Origin of the sequence: Streptomyces sp. NPDC020965 (assembly GCF_044333555.1) — a bacterium.
GTDB lineage: Bacteria > Actinomycetota > Actinomycetes > Streptomycetales > Streptomycetaceae > Streptomyces.
This window is the reverse complement of record NZ_JBIRRE010000001.1, coordinates 1,000,586-1,018,165: the sequence shown is the minus strand read 5'-3', so window position 1 is coordinate 1,018,165 and position 17,580 is coordinate 1,000,586. Positions and strand designations below refer to the sequence as shown.

Annotated in this window: 12 protein-coding genes, 2 tRNA genes and 1 pseudogene; 14 read left to right on the top strand and 1 reads right to left on the bottom strand. The window is 70.4% G+C overall.

Annotated elements, in window-relative coordinates; all coding sequences use genetic code 11:
- The first annotated feature begins 144 nt into the window (after nucleotides 1–144).
- On the top strand, nucleotides 145–1,296 hold the full coding sequence (locus tag ACH4S7_RS04430; RefSeq protein WP_398519541.1) for a hypothetical protein: 1,152 nt from the start codon (nucleotides 145–147) through the stop codon (nucleotides 1,294–1,296).
- A gap of 95 nt (nucleotides 1,297–1,391) precedes the next feature.
- Here the strand turns inward: ACH4S7_RS04430 and ACH4S7_RS04425 are convergent, their stop codons facing one another.
- Nucleotides 1,392–2,474, bottom strand: a complete 1,083-nt coding sequence (locus tag ACH4S7_RS04425) for a M48 family metallopeptidase (protein WP_398519540.1) — start codon at nucleotides 2,472–2,474, stop codon at nucleotides 1,392–1,394.
- Nucleotides 2,475–2,759: 285 nt separating this feature from the next.
- Here ACH4S7_RS04425 and ACH4S7_RS04420 point away from each other — a divergent pair, with 285 nt between their 5' ends.
- From ACH4S7_RS04420 to ACH4S7_RS04360, 13 genes and pseudogenes are all read left to right on the top strand, one after another.
- Entirely contained in the window at nucleotides 2,760–2,921 is a 162-nt protein-coding gene (locus ACH4S7_RS04420; RefSeq protein WP_398519539.1) for a hypothetical protein, read from the top strand.
- Between the two features lie 50 nt (nucleotides 2,922–2,971).
- Nucleotides 2,972–3,595, top strand: a complete 624-nt coding sequence (gene nadD, locus ACH4S7_RS04415; RefSeq protein ID WP_398519538.1) for a nicotinate-nucleotide adenylyltransferase — start codon at nucleotides 2,972–2,974, stop codon at nucleotides 3,593–3,595.
- A gap of 19 nt (nucleotides 3,596–3,614) precedes the next feature.
- Nucleotides 3,615–5,615, top strand: a complete 2,001-nt coding sequence (locus ACH4S7_RS04410; protein ID WP_398519537.1) for an LCP family protein — start codon at nucleotides 3,615–3,617, stop codon at nucleotides 5,613–5,615.
- A 184-nt stretch (nucleotides 5,616–5,799) separates the two neighbouring features.
- Nucleotides 5,800–6,231 carry a ribosome silencing factor gene (gene rsfS, locus ACH4S7_RS04405; RefSeq protein WP_398519536.1) on the top strand — a complete coding sequence of 144 codons (432 nt, stop codon included), beginning with the start codon at nucleotides 5,800–5,802 and terminating at the stop codon, nucleotides 6,229–6,231.
- A complete protein-coding gene (locus ACH4S7_RS04400; RefSeq protein WP_398520025.1) occupies nucleotides 6,228–6,884 on the top strand; it encodes a histidine phosphatase family protein in 657 nt (218 codons plus the stop codon). The genes rsfS and ACH4S7_RS04400 overlap by 4 nt, the downstream gene beginning before the upstream one ends.
- Before the next feature lie 142 nt (nucleotides 6,885–7,026).
- Nucleotides 7,027–7,099, top strand: a tRNA-Ala gene (locus ACH4S7_RS04395).
- A gap of 319 nt (nucleotides 7,100–7,418) precedes the next feature.
- Entirely contained in the window at nucleotides 7,419–7,652 is a 234-nt protein-coding gene (locus tag ACH4S7_RS04390) for a hypothetical protein (protein ID WP_398519535.1), read from the top strand.
- Nucleotides 7,653–7,884: 232 nt separating this feature from the next.
- Nucleotides 7,885–7,957: transfer RNA gene (locus ACH4S7_RS04385), tRNA-Ala, on the top strand.
- Between the two features lie 437 nt (nucleotides 7,958–8,394).
- Nucleotides 8,395–11,289, top strand: a complete 2,895-nt coding sequence (gene leuS / locus ACH4S7_RS04380; RefSeq protein ID WP_398519534.1) for a leucine--tRNA ligase — start codon at nucleotides 8,395–8,397, stop codon at nucleotides 11,287–11,289.
- A 224-nt stretch (nucleotides 11,290–11,513) separates the two neighbouring features.
- Nucleotides 11,514–12,284, top strand: a complete 771-nt coding sequence (locus ACH4S7_RS04375) for a hypothetical protein (RefSeq protein WP_398519533.1) — start codon at nucleotides 11,514–11,516, stop codon at nucleotides 12,282–12,284.
- Nucleotides 12,285–12,344: 60 nt separating this feature from the next.
- The gene (locus tag ACH4S7_RS04370) at nucleotides 12,345–13,190 is read left to right on the top strand and encodes a DegV family protein (RefSeq protein WP_398519532.1); all 846 of its coding nucleotides are present in this window, start codon (nucleotides 12,345–12,347) and stop codon (nucleotides 13,188–13,190) included.
- Nucleotides 13,191–13,853: 663 nt separating this feature from the next.
- Nucleotides 13,854–14,717, top strand: coding sequence for a helix-hairpin-helix domain-containing protein (locus ACH4S7_RS04365; protein ID WP_398519531.1), 864 nt, complete (start codon nucleotides 13,854–13,856; stop codon nucleotides 14,715–14,717).
- Nucleotides 14,714–17,350, top strand: a pseudogene (locus tag ACH4S7_RS04360) (ComEC/Rec2 family competence protein); the annotation flags it as partial. The gene ACH4S7_RS04365 and the pseudogene ACH4S7_RS04360, both read left to right, overlap by 4 nt.
- Nucleotides 17,351–17,580 lie beyond the last annotated feature (230 nt).

The window sequence follows — 17,580 nt, the reverse complement described above, 5'->3', positions numbered from 1 at the left end:
CTCCGTACGGGACGGCCACCGGCCGAGAGCGCACGACACCCCGCCCGTCACCTGGTCAAACCTTGAACAACTCGCCTGTCCCCCATCGGACTCCATCGTGATGCTCCGCGTTTACCGATGGCCCGGCCGACCTACTCTGAAGGTATGTCCGGGCGCAGAGACCCACCTGAGGGGCCACCCGAGGGATCCCCCGGAGGTGGAGAGGACGAGTACCGATCCGTCGTCTTCGACGAATCGTTCGTACGGGCTGCCCGGCTTCAGGAGTTCTCCGCCCGAGAGCGCATGGGCGAGCCCGCCCGCGCCGTCCGCAACCTCCCCGGATGGAATCCCCGAACCGGCCCCAGAGCGGCCCTGGCCCTGCTTCTGCTGGTGGCACTGGCCTTCGGGACCGCGATCTATCTGGGTGTCCGCAATCCCTACCGGCCGCCGTCCCCACGGAGCGTCGACGCACCGCGTATCACCGTCATCCCCCTCGTCCCCCAAGGGCCCGTACCGGGCGGCACCCCGGACGAGCTCTACGCACACAGCCCCGCCGCGCACTTCCGCATCGGCGCCGCGGGCATCGCCCTCCCCGCCGTACGGCGCACCAAGAACTTCTCGGAGAGCCAGGTCATGAACGCGCTGACCACGGCGAAGGACTACCTGGTCGCGTCCTCCCTGGATCCCGAGGTCCTCACGGGCGGCACCGTACGGCCCGTACGGGTCCTGCTCGACCCCGACCAGTTGGAACAGTTCGACCGGGGTATGGCCGCCCCGGCCGCCGACGGCCACCACACGGTCACCGGCTGGCTGATCCGCTACGACCCGGCACAGATCGCGCTGGCCCATCCGGAGGTGCGGGTACGGGGCACGCTGAGCGTCACCGAAGCAGGCCCTCACGCGCTGAAGGTCACCTCGGACCACACCTTCGCCTATGCCCTCCGCCCCGCCGCGCCCCGGAGCCCCGCCAGCGCGGACCGAACGGGCGGCACGGACGGGCCGGTCGGCGTGGACACGGCGGGCCATCCGGGACAGGCGTCCCTCTTCACCGTCCGCCGCGAGCTGAGCTTCCGCCTCGACCGGGAGGATCTGCACCAGCACCGGGTCGAGCTGTTGACCAGCTACGTCCAGGCCGGTCCCCAGTCATGCTCCGACCGCACCACCGGGACACTGCGCCCGCTGCTCGCCGGCCGACACGCGACGGCGGGCATCCCACCCGGCACCAACCCGTACTCGATGGGCGATGCCACCACGGCACTCTGCGGCTCCCTGGCCCCCGGGGCCCAGCCGAATCTCCAGGCGCCCCGGAAACCCTAAGGCGTTTCCGAATGGGTAGGGCGAGGCCCCGGACAGGCCCCCATGGTCCTGTCCGGGCGGCCGTCGCCGGGCCCGACAAGATCGCCCGGACAGGGCTAGCTGTCGCTGGTCCCGCTTCCCTTGCCGCTGCTGCCGTTCCCGTTCCCGCCGCCGTTGGCGCCGCCCGTGAACCTGTCCCGCAGCTTGCCGCCCAGATCGCCCGCGCCGCCGGCTATGTCGCCGACCAGCTTCATCAGCGGATCCTTGCTCGTCCGCACGGTATCCGCGTAGTGCGAGGCCGACTCCCGGAAGGAGTCCGTGACCGAGGTGTCCTTGTCCTCCTCGCGCCGGGGGTAGTGACCGTCCATGATCCGCTGGTAGTCACGGCTCTCGGCCCACTTCTTCAGCTCCGCCGCACGGACCGTGGTGAACGGGTGCGTGCGCGGCAGCACATTCAGAATCTTCAGCACGGAGTCGCGCAGATCGCCGCTCTCTTCGTACTCCTCGGCCTGCTTCAGGAACGCGTCGACATTCATCTCATGCAGATGATTGCCACCCGCTATCTTCATCAGCCCGCGCATCGACGCCTGGAGGTCCTGGCCCACCAACAGCCCAGCGCGGTCGGCCGACAGCTCCGACTTGCGGAACCACTCCCGGAGCGCGGTGATGATCGCCATGATCGCCACATTGCCGAGCGGAATCCAGGCGATCTTCAGCGCGAGGTTGGTGAGGAAGAGCAGGACCGTGCGGTAGACGGAGTGACCGGAGAGGGCATGGCCCACCTCATGTCCCACGACCGCCCGCATCTCCTCTTCGTCCAACAGCTCCACCAGACCGGTGGTCACCACGATGATCGGCTCGTCGAGTCCGATACACATGGCATTGGGACGCGGGTCCTGGGTCACATACATCGACGGGACCTTCTCCAGGTCCAGGATGTAGCAGGCGTCCCTCAGCATGGAGTTGAGGTTTGCGAACTGGGCGTCGCTCACCCGCACCGAGTCGGAGAGGAAGAGCAACCGCAGGCTGCGCTCCGGCAGCAGTCCGCTCAGTGCCTTGAAGACGGTGTCGAATCCGCTGAGCTTGCGCAGGGCGACCAGCGCCGAGCGGTCGGCGGGGTGTTCGTACGCCCGTGAAGAGATGCCCGGGAAGCGCTTGCGCTGCCTGCTCGGCACATTCTCATGACTGCTATCGGTCATTCATGCCCCCTGCTCTGACCTGTGCTTCGCCCTGATGGTGCGTCGCGCGAGTGATGGACTCGTCCCCCTGACGAACCCCAGCGTAGGCGGTGGGTCCACCGCGTGCCGGAGCCTGTGGATAACTCCCGGGGGCGGCGCCGGGCCGGTGTGTCCGGTGCCGGGCGCCGCCGAAACGGCGCCGTGATTCCGACAACGACCGAGTCGGCGTGAGCGTGCCCGAGCCCTCCACATACGATGTGCTGGAAGTCTCCCCGCTCCGTCTCCGATCGATAAGGGCCGCCGAAGATGAGCCTCACCAGCACCGCCGCCAACCTGGTCACTCTCGCCGAGGGCGCCGAAGGGGGCGGTGGCCACGCAAGCCTCCAGCCGATCGTCGTCGGTGGCGGCGCGTTCCTCGCGCTGCTTCTGCTGCTGTGGATCACGACCAGTTTCAACCGGGACCGCTGAGCCACCGAGGCCGGGTTGGCCGGGCGACCGTGCCAGTAGGCTCTGCACGCATGGGAGAGCAGGAAGTGTCTAGGGGCTCCGGTTCCGGCCGGCGGCGGCTCGGTGTGATGGGCGGGACGTTCGATCCCATCCACCACGGGCACCTGGTGGCCGCCAGTGAGGTGGCCGCCCTTTTCCATCTCGACGAGGTGGTCTTCGTACCGACCGGCCAGCCGTGGCAGAAGAGTCACCAGGCCGTGTCTCCGGCCGAGGACCGCTATCTCATGACGGTCATCGCCACGGCGTCCAACCCCCAGTTCTCGGTCAGTCGTATCGACGTGGACCGCCCGGGTCGTACGTACACCATCGACACCCTGCGCGACCTGCGGACCCGTAACGAGGACGCGGATCTGTTCTTCATCACCGGGGCCGACGCGCTCTCCCAGATCCTCGGCTGGCGGGACGCTTCGGAGCTGTTCTCGCTCGCGCATTTCATCGGTGTGACCCGGCCGGGGCACGATCTGACGGACGACGGGCTCCCCGAGGGCAAGGTCTCCCTGGTGGAGGTCCCGGCCCTGGCGATCTCCTCCACCGACTGCCGGTCGAGGGTCGAAAAGGGCGATCCGGTCTGGTATCTCGTGCCTGATGGTGTGGTGCGCTACATCGACAAGCGCCAGCTGTACCGCGGCGAGTGAGCCACGGAGAGGGGCACCGGTGAACGACCAGCAGAACCCGTACGACCCGTATGGCCAGCAGCCACAGATCATCGGCTATGACGCGTATGGGCAGCCGGTCTATCAGCAGCCCCAGCAGCCCCAGCAGTACGACCCCTACGCGCAACAGGGGCAGCCGCTGCCCGAGCAGGGATACGGCTACGACCCGTACTCCCAGCAGCAACAGCGACACCAGCAGGGCGAAGAGCCCCAGCAGTACGACCCGTACACCGGTTCCCCCGTGTCGCAACAGCCCCCGATGCCATCCGACCAGGGCCAGAACCAGAACAACGGCCAGGGTGGGCAGGGCGGCCAGGGGTACGGATACGGCTACGGATTCACCGGCGCACCCGGCTACGACAGCGGAAGCGGCTACGGCCAGGAGTCTGGCTATGCCCAGGGGACCGGGTACGCCCCCGCGGCAGGAGTCGACGACCGCTCCGGGTTCGACACCCCGCCCGGCCACGAGACCGCCCAGGGCCACGACGGCGGTCGGCGGTCCGGCGCCGTCGACACGGATCAGCAGTGGAACATCCCCCAACAGCAGCCTTCCGCGCGGCGGGCTGCTGGTCCCGGTGCCGCCGCGCCCGCGGAGTCCGTCCCCGTGCACACCCCGGAGACCGAAGCCGCGTGGGCGGAAGGCCCGGGGGCGTTCGACGGCCCGGAAGGGGCCGGGGGAGCCGGGGAAGCCGGGGGGACCGTACCCGGACCGCGTCGCCCCGAAGGCGAACGGGACGAACGGGACTACCGCACCGAGCAGTTCTCCTTCATCGAGGAGCCCGACGAGGACTCCGAAGACGTCATCGACTGGCTGAAGTTCACCGAGAGCCGGTCGGAGCGCCGCGAAGAGGCCAAACGGCGCGGTCGCAACAGGGTCGTCGCGCTCGTCGCCGTACTGGCGCTGGCCCTGGTGGGCGGCGTCGGCTACCTCTGGTCCGCCGGCGAGCTGCCCGGACTCTCGGAATCCGGGTCGAAGTCGGGCGCTGCGGCCACCGGAACGCAGAAGCGCGACGTGATCGTGGTCCATCTGCACAACACCAAGAAGAAGGGCACCTCGACCGCCCTTCTGGTCGACAACGTCACCACCGGACGGGGCACCACCGTCCTGCTCCCCAACGCGCTCTCCGTCGCCAACGACGACGGCACCACCACCACCCTGGGCAAGTCCGTCGACGACGACGGTTCCGAGGGGACCCGGCAGGCGGTCGGCACCCTCCTCGGCGCGAAGGTCACCGGTACCTGGCGGCTCGACACCCCGTTCCTGGAGAACCTGGTCGAGCTGGTCGGCACCATCGATCTGACCACGGACACCGCGGTACCCGGCGCCAAGGCGGGCGCCGCGCCCCTGGTGAAGCAGGGCGAGAACCAGACCCTGAACGGACGGGCGGCCGTCGCCTACGCCACCCATCTCGGCCCCGCCGAGACCGAGGCCAAACAGCTCCAGCGGTTCGGCCAGGTCATGCAGGCCGTCCTCAAGAAGATCCCGAGCGACGCCGGGTCCGCGACGGTCACCGTCGAGACCCTGGGCCAGATCCTCGACCCCTCCCTGACCGAGAAGGACCTGGGCGCGTCCTTGGCCCAGCTCTCGGAGTACGCCAAGGGCGGCGACTACACGACCACCCTGCTGCCGGTCCAGCAGGACGGCTCACTCACCGAGCAGGCGTCCAGCGGCGTGGTCAAGAACATCCTGGGCGGTTCGGTCAGCGCGCCGGAGAAGGGCGCCGCCGTCCGAGTGGGGATCAGGAACGCCACCGGCGAGGCCGCGGCCACCGAGACCGCTCGCGTCTCCCTGGTCAACGGCGGATACGCGGTCGTCGACAGCGGCGCCGCGGACACGGCGGACGCTTCCAGCGTCACTTACGGTGACGACGCACGGAAGGCGGAGGCCGCGGAGGTCGCCAAGACACTGGGGCTTCCGACGGACGCGGTGAAGAAGGCCGCCACCGCTCCGAATGCCGACATCAGCGTCGTCATCGGGCAGGACTTCAAGGCCGAAAGATGATCCTGGCCGGTCACGCCGGGAATCCCCTCATTTCCGGCGTGACCAGGGCGGACGTCATCCCACGGGTGTCCTGGTGAGCGCCCTCGCGACCGCCGTGATGATCAAGGACGGACGGGAGCGGCAGGGCTGTCGGCGGTCCGTGAGACCCTTGTAGGGTCATCCGACCGTCGACGAAAGCCAGCTTGTGACCGCTACGGACCGCTCCATCGAGCTCGTCAACGCCGCCGCCCAGGCAGCCGCTGACCGGCTCGCGCACGACATCATCGCGTACGACGTCAGTGATGTGCTGTCGATCACCGACGCCTTCCTGCTCGCCTCCGCGCCCAACGACCGCCAGGTCAAGTCGATCGTCGACGAGATCGAGGAGCGGCTGAACAAGGAGCTGGGCGCCAAGCCGGTGCGCCGCGAAGGCGACCGCGACGCCCGCTGGATCCTTCTGGACTACGTCGACATCGTCGTCCACGTCCAGCACAGCGAGGAGCGTGTCTTCTACGCTCTGGAGCGCCTGTGGAAGGACTGCCCCGAGCTGCCGCTGCCCGAGGACGCCGTGAAGACCCGCGGCAAGGCCAAGGAGCACGCCGAGCTCACCGGTGGTACGGACGGTGAGTTGAGCTGAACGAGGACGCCTACAAACGCACCGGCCGCCGTATCGTCCTATGGCGGCACGGGCAGACGTCCTGGAATCTGGAGCGTCGTTTCCAGGGCACCACGGACATCGCCCTGACTGAGTCCGGCGTCGCCCAGGCGCGCCGGGCGGCGCGGCTGCTCGCCTCCCTCAATCCGGACGCGATCGTCGCCTCCGACCTCAAGCGCGCCGCCGCCACGGCGAGCGAGCTGTCGGAGCTGACCGGCCTCCCCGTCTCGTACGACGCCGCCCTGCGGGAGACGTACGCGGGCGTCTGGCAGGGGCTGACCCACCAGGAGATCATCGAGCGGTACACGGACGAGTACACGGCCTGGAAGCGCGGCGAGCCCGTGCGCCGGGGCGGTGGCGAGCTGGAGACCGAGGTCGCCGACCGGGCCGCTCCCGTGGTCCTCCGCCACGTCGAGAAGCTCCCCGAGAACGGCACGCTCGTCGTGGCCAGCCACGGAGGCACGATCCGCACCACGATCGGCCGCCTGCTGGGACTGGAGTCCACGCACTGGGAGAGCCTCGGTGGCCTCACCAACTGCTGCTGGTCGGTGCTCGGTGAGGGTGCGCGGGGCTGGCGGCTGCTGGAGCACAACGCCGGCACCCTGCCGGAGCCGGTCCTCGGGGACGACGACTGACCCCCTGTTTCCGGGATCGGGCGCGGGGATCGGGTGCCGGACCTGGGCGCCTGGCCCGGCCCGTGGCCTCCCGGATTTCACTTTCCGGCAGGTCGCAGGCTAAAGTTCTTCTTGTTCGCAGCGCCGAGCGCGAAGAACACGCGGGGCTATAGCTCAGTTGGTAGAGCGCCTGCATGGCATGCAGGAGGTCAGGAGTTCAATTCTCCTTAGCTCCACAAATCGAACAAACGGGATCCCGTCCTCCTCGGAGGGCGGGATTTCGCGTTCCATGGCACCTTCACGCCATCGACCCCTCCCACCGGCGCCCGGTCATGGCAGAATCGGACGGCCGGGAGGGACAACCGGCCAGGACGGGAAGGAGACGCGATGTCCAGCGGCGGGAGTGATCAGGCGCTTGACCTGCTTCCCCTTGTGGACATACGGGTTCTCCTCAGCTGCCCGTCCTGCGGATCCGCGCATGTTGCCCAGGTCCTCGGCGACAACGGTGGAGTTTCCTACGTGTGCACGTCCTGCGGTCACAGCTGGAGCTGAGTGATGGGGGCACACAGGCGTAAATGCGACTGGTGCGGCAGTGGTACGCCCATCGTCCGTGACATGGAGCCGATCAACTCCGACTATCAGTACTGGTGTGAGGACTGCGCGCGGGCGTTGATCATAAAAGGCGACCCGATCGAGACCTATCGAGAGCTGGAGGGGGAGCCGATCTACGGTCGCCTCCTGGACGAGCACTGTGCGCTGAAGCGTTTCTACTCGTTCGCCACGGCGTAGCCGGGGTGAGCCCGGCCCCGTGACAGCGGGTCGGGGCCGGTCCATGGCGAGGGCGGGTTGCGCCATCTGAGCGTCCGTATGGGCGAGTTCCGGCCAGTCTGGAAGTCGTCGCCCCCATGGTTGCCCGCGCTCGCGCCGAGGCCGGACGAAAGGATTTGGTGAAGCGCCGCAGGGGGCGTTAATGTTGTCGAAGTCGCCACGGGGAAACAACAAACCGGACGACATCTGGCAAGGGGCTATAGCTCAGTTGGTAGAGCGCCTGCATGGCATGCAGGAGGTCAGGAGTTCAATTCTCCTTAGCTCCACAATACGAAGACGGCGGACCATCCATCGGGTGGTCCGCCGTCTTCGTGTGTCCCGCCGGCCGCACCCGGGCTTCCCGGCTCGTCGGGATGAGGGCGCCGGCCGGGGGCGCGCGTCCGAGCCCCCGCCTCGGGATGTCGATCGGTGGATCTCCCCACGGAGGGATACGGGACCGGCACCGGCTCGCCTCGACGGTCCGATCGATCTTCTTGGCCGGGCGCCCGGATGGTCCGCTGCGGTACCCTGACGCCATGCGTGCCGTATGCCTTCTGCTTAGCGAGCCGCGCTGATCAGTCCCGACGGATGACAAGGTCCGGTCGGAATCGGCGCGGCGTCCCCTCCTGTGCGAGGGGTCCTTTTGTTTGTGGGCATCGCCCGTTTGCGGGCGCCGTCCGTTCACGCATCGCCGGCAGAGACGATCGATGGAGCTTTAAGGATCATGAGCGAGACGAATTCCGCTGCTTCCGCTGCCGAGGTGGCCGCGCCGCACCGGTACACGGCCGCGATGGCCGCCGACATCGAGGCGCGCTGGCAGGACCTCTGGGACGCCGACGGCACGTACGAGGCGCCCAACCCGACGGGTGACCTGGCCGGTGATTCCGCTCTGGCGGCCCGGCCCAAGAAGTTCATCATGGACATGTTCCCGTACCCCTCCGGTGCGGGTCTGCACGTCGGCCACCCCCTCGGTTACATCGCCACCGACGTCTACGCCCGTCACCAGCGCATGACCGGGCACAACGTGCTGCACACGCTCGGATTCGACGCCTTCGGCCTGCCCGCCGAGCAGCACGCGGTCGCCACCGGTACACACCCCCGGGTGTCGACCGAGGCGGCCATGGCGAACATGAAGCGCCAGCTCCGCAGGCTGGGCCTGGGCCACGACCAGCGCCGGTCGATCGCGACGATCGACCCGGAGTACTACAAGTGGACGCAGTGGATCTTCCTGCAGATCTTCAACTCCTGGTACGACGACGAGGCCGGGGCGGCCCGTCCGATCGCCGAGCTGGTGGAGCGGTTCGAGAGCGGCGAGCGGCCCGTGCCGGGCACCACACGCGCGTGGGGCGAGCTGAGCGCCGTCGAGCGTGCCGAGGTGCTGGGCCGGTACCGGCTGGCGTACGCCTCCGAGGCACCCGTCAACTGGTGCCCGGGGCTGGGCACCGTACTGGCGAATGAGGAGGTCACCGCGGACGGCCGCTCCGAGCGCGGGAACTTCCCGGTCTTCAAGGCCAAGCTGCGGCAGTGGAACATGCGGATCACCGCCTACGCGGACCGCCTGCTGGACGACCTGGACGCCTTGGACTGGCCCGAAGCGATCAAGTTGCAGCAGCGCAACTGGATTGGCCGTTCTGAGGGCGCGCGCGTCGACTTCTCCGTAGAGGGCCACGACGACGCGCGGATCACGGTCTTCACCACCCGTCCCGACACCCTGTTCGGCGCGACCTACATGGTGTTGGCGCCCGAGCACGGTCTGATCGACTCGATCCTGCCCGCGGAGTGGCCCCAGGGAGTCAAGGAGGCGTGGACCGGTGGCGCCGCCACCCCCGCTGACGCCGTGTCCGCCTACCGCAAGCAGGCGCAGACGAAGAGCGACGTTGAGCGCCAGACCGAGCACAAGGACAAGACCGGTGTCTTCACCGGCGCGTACGCCCTGAACCCGGTCACCGGCACCCGCGTCCCCGTCTTCGTCGCCGACTACGTGCTGATGGGCTACGGCACCGGCGCGATCATGGCCGTGCCCGGACAGGACGTCCGGGACTGGGAGTTCGCCGAGGCATTCGGCCTGCCGATCATCCGGACCGTGCAGCCGCCCGCCGACTGGGAGGGCGAGGCGTTCACCGGCCAGGGACCCGCGATCAACTCCGCGAACGCCGAGATCTCCCTGGACGGTCTGGCGGTCGCCGAGGCCAAGGCCACGATCACGGAGTGGCTGGTCGCCCGGGGAATCGGCGAGGCGACGGTCAACTTCCGGCTGCGTGACTGGCTGTTCAGCCGTCAGCGCTACTGGGGCGAGCCGTTCCCGATCGTCTACGACGAGGACGGTGTCGCACACGCGCTGCCCGAGTCGATGCTGCCGCTGGAGCTGCCGGAGGTGGACGACTACTCGCCGAGGACGTTCGACCCCGACGACGCGGACACCAGGCCCGAGACTCCGCTCTCCCGCAACGAGGAGTGGGTCGACGTCACGCTGGACCTGGGTGACGGTCCCAAGAAGTACCGCCGCGAGACCAACACGATGCCCAACTGGGCCGGTTCGTGCTGGTACGAGCTGCGCTACCTGGACCCGCACAACAGCGAGAAGCTGGTCGACCCGGCCATCGAGCAGTACTGGATGGGGCCGCGCGAGGGGATGCCGCACGGCGGCGTCGACCTGTACGTGGGCGGCGCCGAGCACGCCGTGCTGCACCTGCTGTACGCGCGGTTCTGGTCCAAGGTGCTGTTCGACCTGGGGCACATCTCGTCCCCCGAGCCGTTCCACAAGCTGTACAACCAGGGCATGATCCAGGCGTACGTCTACCGGGACGCCCGTGGATTCCCGGTGCCGGCCACCGAGATCGAGGAGCGGGACGGCAAGTTCTTCCACCAGGGCGAGCCGGTCAAGCGCGAGCTGGGCAAGATGGGCAAGTCCCTGAAGAACGCCGTCACCCCGGACGAGATCGCCGCCGAGTACGGGGCCGACACGCTGCGCCTCTACGAGATGGCGATGGGGCCGCTGGACGTCTCCCGGCCGTGGGACACCCGGGCGGTCGTCGGCCAGTACCGACTGTTGCAGCGGCTGTGGCGCAATGTCGTCGATGAGTCGACGGGTGAGGTCACGGTCGTCGAGGACGCTTCGGCGGACGGTGCTGGCGGTGCTGGCGGTGCCGACGAGGCCACGCTGCGTGCGCTGCACAAGGCGATCGACGGCGTCGGGCAGGACATGGCGGCGCTGCGGTTCAACACCGCCATCGCCAAGATCACCGAGCTGAACAACCATCTGACCAAGGCCGGTGGCCCGCTGCCGCGCGGTGTGGCCGAACGGCTGGTGCTGCTGATCGCGCCGCTGGCCCCGCACATCGCCGAGGAGCTGTGGCGCAAGCTGGGGCACACCGACTCGGTGGTGCACCAGGGCTTCCCGGTCGCGGACCCGGCGTACGTGGTGGACGAGTCCGTGATCTGCGTGGTGCAGATCAAGGGCAAGGTCAAGGCGCGGCTGGAGGTCCCGCCGTCGATCTCGGACGCCGAGCTGGAGGCGCTGGCGCTGGGTGACGCGGCCGTGGTCGCAGCGCTGGGCGGCGCGGGGATCCGTAAGGTGATCGTCCGGGCACCGAAGCTGGTCAACATCGTCCCCGCGTAGGCATTCCGGCCGATACCCTACGGGCGCCCGGGGTGCCCGTAGGGGGATGCCGGGTTCGTCGCTCGGTGGGATTCCCGGTTTCGGGGGTCCCGCCGAGCGGCCGAGGAACGGAAGTCCCTCATCAGGGTCTCCCCTACGGGCAGGTCGGGGGTTTCGCTGGAACCCTTGGACCCTCCGTTCCGTTTACCGTGGAGAAGACACAACCCGACGCCGAAGGGGCGCTCATGGAAGCCATTATTGCGGTACTGGCGCTTCTTTTCGTCGTCTTGGTGGCGTTTGGCACGGTAAAGGCCGTTCGCGCGGCCAAGCGGGGTGTGGAGCGTACGGTCTCGCAGGCGCGACGTACGGTCGAGGACACGACGCTGCGCGCCAAGACTTATGGTCAGGGCGGTGTCGCCGGCGAGTTGGCACAGCTACGGCTGTCGCTGCGGACGTCGATGAGGTCGACACAGGACGCCCTGCGCGCCGGTGCGGAGGAGGACTCCTCTCTCTCCGAGTCCCTCGCCCTCTTCGAGCGGTTGAGCGCCCATGGCCGCGAGTTGGACGACGAGCTGAAGCGACTGGAGCGGGAGCCCGACCGGAGCACGGTCTCCGGGCGCATCCCGGAGCTCCGTGAGCGCACGGAACGGATCACGCACTCCGCGGAGTCACTGCGGTGGGCCGCGCGCGACCGGGCGCAGAGGTTCGCCGACGACGATCTGGACACGCTGAGCGCGCAGATCGACATGGAGGCGGGAGCGCTGCGGCACTGGTCCGCCTCCGAGGCCGACACCGTGGCGGCTCCGGGCGCCCCGGCCGCCGAGTGGCCCAAGACGGCCGCGAGTGGCGCGACGGGCTCGGAGCAGAGCCGGCCCGCATCGGACGCCGAGACCGGAGACCGGCCGGGGCAGGCGGAGAAGAAGCAGGATCAGCCCCAGGCGATCACCGCGCGTGACCCCCAGCAGCAGACGACTTACTCCTGGCAGAAGACCCCCCGCCCGGAGACCACGAACTGACACCGTTCCCGCACAGGGCCGGGCTGCCCTCCCGCGCCCCTGACCGGTAATCTCCCGCTCATGTCCCGCCATGTCGCGATCGTCACCGATTCCACGGCCTACCTGCCGCATCCGGCGATGGACCGCCACGGCATTGTGGCGGTTCCCCTGACCGTCGTCCTCGGCGACCAAGCGCTGGAGGAGGGCACCGAGATCTCGGCCCGCTCCGTGGCGCTCGCATTGCAGAAGCGGCGCCCGGTGACGACATCGCGCCCGAGCCCCGAGATGTTCGCCGCGAGATATCGGGCGAGCGCCGAGGCTGGGGCGACCGGGATCGTCTCGCTTCATCTGTCGTCAGAGTTCTCCGGGACGTACGACGCGGCCGTGCTCGCGGCCAAGGACGCTCCTGTGCCCGTGCGGGTGGTGGACACGGGGATGGTGGCCATGGCACTCGGTTTCTGCGCACTTGCGGCGGCCGAGACGGCCGAGGCTGGTGGGACGCTGGATGAGGCCGTTGCCGCGGCGGAGAAGCGGGCCTCGGGCACCTCGGCCTATTTCTATGTCGACACCCTGGACTATCTGCGCCGAGGCGGTCGGATCGGGGCGGCTCAGGCGCTCTTCGGCTCCGCGCTGGCCGTGAAACCGCTACTGCAACTGGACGGCGGCCGCATCGAGTTGATGGAGAAGGTACGTACGGCGTCCAAGGCCATCGCCCGGCTGGAGGAGATCGCGGTCGATCGGGCGGGTGCGGGTGCGGTGGACATCGCGGTGCACCACCTGGCCGCGTCGGAACGGGCGGCGACTCTCGCCGAACGGCTGCGGGAGCGGGTGCCCGGACTGATCGATCTGCATGTCAGCGAGGTGGGCGCGGTGATTGGGGCGCATACGGGGCCGGGGCTGCTGGGGGCTGTGGTCTCGCCACGCTGAGTCTCGGTCGACCGCGACCGCGACCGCGACCGCGACCGCGACCATGACGGCGACGGCGCGGCGACGGCGACCATGATGGCGACGGCGACCGCGGCACCGACGCTGGCGCTGGAGCACGGGCGAGCGGCGGGGCGGCGCGAGCGGGTGGGATTCGGGTGCGATGCGGGGGCCGGACCGGTCCGCGTTGCTGTGGTCTGGTGCGGGGCCCGTCGAGTCAGGTGGGTCGCGTCGCGTCGAGTCGAGTCGTACGTTTCCTCGCTGGGGCCCTGGGGTTGCTGGGGCCGCCGGGACTCCGTGGGGCGGCCGAGGGTGGCCGGGTTATCCACAACGGGCGGGTTGTCCACGGGAATCGGGCCGGCTCAGCGGGTTCGGGCGAATGTGCTTACCGTCCTGTACATGGCTCTTCGATCACGTTCCGCAAGCAGTGGGCCGGGCCGCAGCCCGGCCTCGGACGGCCGCGCCCGCATCAGGCGCGGCGCGGCTGCCGGTCCCGGCTCGGCCAGGGGCCGCGCACCGGCCCGGACGCCGCGTGTGCGTGGCGGACGGGTTCCCACCGCCTCCGCTTCGGCGCGCCGTCGCGCTGATGCCCTGCTCGGGGGAGTGGCTACTGCTCCCGCCGACCTTCGCCCGGCTCCGGGTGGGCGTCCCCCGCCGAGTACGGGCATGAGTACGGGCGCGGAGTCGGCTGGTGCGATGGCGGGCAGCGCGGGTGCCGGGCCGTCGGGCGTGAGCACGGAGCCGCCAGGAGGGGTGGCGGCGGTCGGGGCGCCGACGGATGGCGGCGCCCGACGGCGGCTGGCGCTCGCCGTGCGGGAGCGATTACCGCTGTGGGTGCGGCTTCGGTGCGGCCTCGAACCCAGGGCGCTCGCGGCCCTGGCCGTCGTCCTGGCGGTGGCCGCGATTCTCGCGGCGCAGCACTTCTGGTTCGGCCGGCCGCAGGCCGTGTCCGCGCCGGAGCTGGTCCGACAGGACATGGGCGCGCCCCAGTCGCCCCGACCGTCGCTCCAGGGCGCTTCGCAGCCCGGAGCGGGCCCGGGAGCGCGGATCGTCGTCGATGTCGGCGGCAAGGTGCGGCGACCGGGAGTGCTCCGGCTTCCCGCCGGATCCCGGGTCGCGGACGCGTTGAACGCTGCCGGAGGCGTCAGGGCGGGAGCGGATACGACCGGGCTCAACCGGGCCCGTGTGCTCGTCGATGGCGAGCAGGTGCTGGTGGGTGTGGTCCATCCGGACGGTGCGCCCGTGGTGGGGACGGGCGCGACGGACCCGGCCCGGCCGGGAGCCGGTGGGCCTGTCGGGGTAGGTGTGCGAGGAGCCCCCGACGGGCCGGGGAGTCTCGGGCCGCTGAGCCTCAACACGGCCACGGCCGAGCAGCTCGACTCCCTTCCCGGCGTCGGCCCCGTGCTGGCTCGGCACATCATCGACCACCGAGACCGGCACGGGGGCTTTCGTTCCGTCGATGAGCTCCGCGAGGTCAACGGGATCGGTGATCGTCGGTTCGCGGACCTCCGGACCCTGGTCCGGCCATGACGCGCCGGCACGCTGGCAGCGAGCCGGAACAGCGGCCGGGGACGGGCGGCAGCTCCCGGCAGGAGGGGCCGCTCGATCTACGGCTGGTGCCACCGGCCCTGGCCGCCTGGGCGGCGGCGGCCATTGCCCTGGGTGACGCGGGGTGGCGAACAGCGGCCGGGGTGACACTCTGTGTCGCGGTCGCGCTCCTGCTGCTGGCCCGGAGGGCGGCGCGGGCAAGGACCGGTGGAGGCGCGGCGTCGGTCGGTGCCACCCGGGTGGCACGACATCCGCATGGCCTCAACACCACCGCGGTGGCGGCCACTCTGCTCTGTGCCGCGGCCGGCGCGGCGGTCGCCGGACTTCATGGCGCGGATCTGCGCCGGGGGCCACTGCCCGCCATCGCCGACCGATACGGCCGCGCCACCGTCGAGTTGACCGTCACCTCCGATCCCCGGCTCACCCACCCCCGTGACCCGGGTGCGCGGGCGTCCGGGCGATCCCTGGTCTTTGGCGCGGAAGCGACCCGGGTGACCTCCCCAGGCACCGCGCCGACCAGGGTCCGGACACCTGTCCTGGTGGTCGTGCGGTCCGAGACGGCCCGACATCCGTACCAACACTGGCAGCGGCTGCTGCCCTCGACCCGGCTGAGGCTGTCGGCCCGGCTCGCACCGCCGCTGAACGACGACGACCGGTTCGCAGCCGTGCTGAGATCGAGCGGGCACCGCCCGGAGGTCATCGGCGCGCCGACGGCCGTCCAGCGCACGGCCGGAGCACTCCGGTCCGGCCTGCGTGAGGCATCGGACGGACTGGCCCCGGACGCCCGCGCCCTCCTCCCCGGGCTGGTCGTCGGAGACACATCACGGGTCACCGCCGAGCTGAGGGATGCCTTCGAGGCCACCGATCTCACGCATCTGCTTGCCGTGTCCGGAAGCAACCTCACGATCGTTCTTCTGCTGCTGATCGGCCCGCCGGGCACCGCTCTCCTCGCCGAACGGGGCGGTCTCGCACCCCGGCTGGGCATCACCCTGCGCGGCACAGCCCTGCTCGGGGGAGCGCTGACCCTGGCGTTCGTGGTCGTGTGCAGACCGGAGCCGAGCGTATTGAGGGCGGCCGCGTGCGGCGCCATCACGCTGCTCGCCATCGGCACCGGACGGCGCCGGTCGCTCGTCCCCGCGCTGGCGGCGGCCGTGCTGCTCCTGGTGCTGTACGACCCGCTGCTCTCGCGGCACTACGGATTCCTGCTGTCCGTGCTGGCCACCGGGGCGCTGCTCATCATCGCTCCCGGCTGGAGCGCGGCGCTGCGGCGCCGTGGTGTGCCGGCGAGGCTCGCGGATGTGCTGGCCGCGGCGGGTGCGGCGCAGATCGTATGTGCCCCCGTGGTCGCGGTCTTCGCGGCCAGAGTCAGCCTGGTGGCGATCCCGTGCAATCTGATCGCCGAACTCGCCATCGCCCCGGCCACCGTCCTCGGCTTCGCCGCGCTCGCCGCCGCCACGGTCGCGATGCCGATCGCCGAACTGCTGGCGGGGCTCGCGGGATGGCCGACCGGCTGGATCGCGATCGTCGCCCACGCCGGAGCCGCGCTGCCCGGAGCGGAGACGCAGTGGCCTGGTGGCTGGCGCGGCGGACTGCTGCTCGCCGCCGTCAGCGGGGTGCTCGTGCTCATCGTCCGCAAGCTGCCGCGCCGGCCGTGGGTGGGTGTGGCCTGCGCGCTCTTGCTCCTGTTGGCCGTCGTCCGCCCGGCGCCGCTGACCCGGGTGCTCGCGGGCTGGCCGCCGTCCGGCTGGGTGTACGCGATGTGCGATGTCGGACAAGGGGACGCCACGGTACTGGCGGTGGGCGACGGCTCGGCCGTGGTGGTGGATGCGGGGCCGGATCCGGAAGCGGTCGACCGGTGCCTGCGCGATCTGGGGGTCACCAGGGTTCCGCTCGTCCTGCTCTCCCACTTTCACTCCGACCACGTCCGGGGGCTGCCCGGAGTGCTCAGAGGGAGGACCGTTGGTGCGGTTCAGGTGACGGTGCTCGACGAGCCCCGTGAGCAGAGCGCCGCCGTGCGCAGGGCCACCGAGGAGGCGGGAGTGCCTCTGCTCCGGGCGGAGCTGGGGGAGCGTCGCCGGGTGGGGCGGCTCGACTGGCAGGTGCTCTGGCCGACCGGCGGCACGGTGGCGGGCGCCGCGTGGGGCACTGCCCCAGACACTGCCTCGGGTGCTGCGTGGGGCGCTGAGTCGGGCTCGCGGCCCGGCCCGATCTCGGGCGCTCTCCCGGGCGCCGGCCCCGGCCGACTGCCGGAGCCCCCGCCGGAGAGTCCGAATGACGCCAGTGTCACCCTGCTGGTGCGCGTCGCCTCCGGTCCGACCCTGCTGCTGCTCGGAGACCTCGAACCACCCTCCCAGCGTGGCCTGTTGTTGGCCCATCCGGGGTTGCCCCGGGTGGATGTCCTCAAAGTGGCCCATCACGGTTCCGCGCATCAACACCCCGGGCTGTTGCGGGCGGTGCGCCCGCGACTGGCGCTGATCTCAGTGGGACGGGAGAACGGATACGGTCACCCATCGCCCCGGACCGTCGACGCGTTGCGGGCCGGCGGCGCGGTGGTGCTGCGCACCGATACGGACGGGCCGATCGCGGTGACGGGTGCCGGCCGGGACCTGCGGGCGAACCTCGGCGGAGGCGCACCGGGCAACGATCGACGCGGTCGGATCAGCAGGGGCAGCCGGATCAGCCGGGGCCGTCACCTCAGTCGGGACCGTGAGGGCCGTCGGAGTGGACGGAGCCGCTGGGTGTGCCAGGCATCCGGGCCGGCCGGCCGCCGCGAACCTGCTGGTGCTGGTGCTGGTGCTGGTGCTGGGGTCTTGGGCGATGGGCCTAGAGCCGGGGGACCGTGGCG